This window comes from Mesorhizobium sp. M7A.F.Ca.CA.002.04.1.1, from assembly GCF_004022805.1.
In the GTDB taxonomy this organism is placed as follows: Bacteria; Pseudomonadota; Alphaproteobacteria; order Rhizobiales; family Rhizobiaceae; genus Mesorhizobium; species Mesorhizobium ciceri.
On sequence record NZ_RZPL01000776.1, the window covers coordinates 1 to 2,533 of the forward strand.

Genomic DNA, 2,533 nt, shown 5'->3' on the forward strand with positions numbered 1-2,533 from the left:
AGACCCGCGAGCCGATCCTCGGCGGCACCGGCCAGATCTCCGGCAATTTCACCGCCCAGAGCGCCAACGATCTCGCCGTGCTGCTGCGCGCCGGCGCGCTGCCGGCGACGCTAACCGTCATCGAGGAGCGTACCGTTGGTCCGGGCCTTGGCCAGGATTCGATCCATGCCGGCAAGGTTGCCGGCATCATCGGTTCTATCCTCGTCGTTGCCTTCATGTTCGTCGCCTACGGCTTCCTCGGCTTCCTCGCCAACATCGCGCTGGCGGTGCACGTGGCGATGATCGTCGGCGTGCTCTCGCTGCTTGGCGCGACGCTGACCTTGCCTGGTATCGCCGGTATCGTGCTGACCATCGGCATGGCGGTCGATTCCAACGTGCTGATCTACGAGCGCATCCGCGAGGAGCGGCGCGCCGGCCGCTCGGTCATCCAGGCGATCGATACCGGTTTCACCAAGGCGCTGGCGACCATCGTCGATTCCAACATCACCTCGCTGATCGCCACCGTGGTGCTGTTCTATCTCGGTACCGGGCCGGTGAAGGGCTTTGCCATCACCTATGCCATCGGCATTCTGACGACCGTCTTCACCGCCTTCACCTTCACCCGTCTGCTGGTCTCGATCTGGCTGCGGCGTGCTCGCCCGAAGGAATTGCCGAAGGCGCCGGTGACCTTCGTTCCGCCCGGCACCAAGATCCCCTTCATGGGCATCCGTCGCTGGACGTTCACGCTGTCCAGCGCACTTTCGATCCTGTCGGTGGTGCTGTTCATGACCGTCGGCATCAACTACGGCATCGATTTCAAGGGCGGTTCGCTGATCGAAGTGCAGGCCAAGAGCGGCAATGCCGATCTCGCCGACCTCCGCGCGCGGCTGACCGAACTCAACATCGGTGAAGTCCAGGTGCAGCAGTTCGGTACGCCGAACGACGTGCTGATCCGCGTCGGGACGCAGGATGGTGGCGAAAATGCCGAGCAGACCGTCATCGACAAGGTGCGCGGCGAGCTGCAGGATAATTATGACTTCCGCCGCGTCGAAGTGGTGGGACCGACCGTGTCCGGCGAGCTCGCCAAGCAAGGCACGATCGCCATGCTGATCGCGTTGCTCGGTATCCTGATCTATGTCTGGTTCCGCTTCGAATGGCAGTTCGCGGTCGGCGCCATCGTGGCGACGGTGCACGATGTGGTCATGACGCTCGGCTTCTTCGTCATCTCCGGGCTGGAGTTCAACCAGTCGTCACTGGCGGCGATCCTGACGATCATCGGCTATTCGCTGAACGATACGATCGTGGTCTATGACCGTGTCCGAGAGGATCTGCGAAAATACAAGCGCATGCCGCTGCCGCAACTCCTGAACAACGCCATCAACGAGACGCTGTCGAGAACGACGCTGACCTCGGTGACGACGATCCTGGCGCTGCTGGCGCTGGTGCTTTTCGGCGGCGAGGTGATCCGCTCGTTCACCATGGCCATGCTGTTCGGCGTCATCTTCGGCACCTATTCGTCGATCTTCATCGCCGCCCCGCTGCTGATCCTGTTCAAACTGCGGCCGCAGGCTACGGCCGACGAGGAGAAGCCGGTCAATGGCGGCAAGGCGGTCGCGACCTGACGCGCGCCCCCGAAGAGGTTTAACGGTGACCAGCAAAGGCATCGTCATCCGCGAGGCGCATTTCCCGGGCCGCGCGCCGATCGAAGCCTACGGCAATGGCGGATTCCGCTTTGCCGACATGTCGCATCGCGGTTCGCTGCTCTGTCTGCCATCCGGCATCCATGGCTGGGAGCCGGTGGACCCCTTGGCGCTGACGGTGGCGGATTTTGACAGGCTGCTGTCCGAGGCCGACAAGATCGAGATCCTGCTGGTCGGCATGGGCAGGGATCTTCGGCCGTTGCCCGCTGCATTGCGGGCCGCGCTGAAGGCCGCCGGCGTTGCATCCGACCCGATGTCGACGGGGGCCGCGGTGCGGACCTACAATGTCCTTCTGGCGGAAGAGCGCGCCGTGGCCGCCGCGCTCATTGCCGTCGATTGACATGTCTCGAAGCGCTGAAATCGTCATGGACGCGGTGCGCGCCGCCGATCATGATCGCTATCTGACCGCGCTCTACGCGCCGGACGGCAAGCGCGACGCGCTGTTTTCGCTCTACGCCTTCAACGCGGAGATATCAGGTATTCGCGATCGCATCCATGAGGCGCTACCGGGCGAGGTGCGGCTGCAATGGTGGCGCGATGTCATTGCCGCCGGCGGCGAGGCCGGCGCCGGCCATCCCACTGCCGAAGCCGTGAACGCTACGATAGCGACATTCGGCCTGCCGAAGCCGGCCTTCGAGAACATGCTCGATGCGCGCATCTTCGACCTCTACGACGACCCGATGCCGTCGCGCACCGATCTGGAAGGCTATTGCGGCGAGACGGCCGCAGCGCTCATCCAGCTTGCGGCGATGGTGCTCGATCCCGTCGAGGCGCCGCGCTTTGCCGAACTGGCGGGCAGGGCAGGCTGCGCACAGGCGATGACCGGCCTGCTGCTGCTGTTGCCGCTGCACCGC

3 protein-coding genes are annotated in these 2,533 nt (G+C 64.2%); all 3 read left to right on the plus strand.

Annotated elements, in window-relative coordinates; all coding sequences use genetic code 11:
- Nucleotides 1-1,601, plus strand: a 1,601-nt coding sequence (gene secF, locus ENZ75_RS28285) for a protein translocase subunit SecF (protein ID WP_128278487.1), incomplete at its 5' end; no start/stop codon positions are given.
- On the plus strand, nt 1,576-2,019 hold the full coding sequence (locus ENZ75_RS28290) for an Mth938-like domain-containing protein (protein WP_050580472.1): 444 nt from the start codon (nt 1,576-1,578) through the stop codon (nt 2,017-2,019). The genes secF and ENZ75_RS28290, both read left to right, overlap by 26 nt.
- A gap of 1 nt (nt 2,020) precedes the next feature.
- Nucleotides 2,021-2,533, plus strand: a 513-nt coding sequence (locus tag ENZ75_RS28295) for a phytoene/squalene synthase family protein (protein WP_164888060.1), incomplete at its 3' end; no start/stop codon positions are given.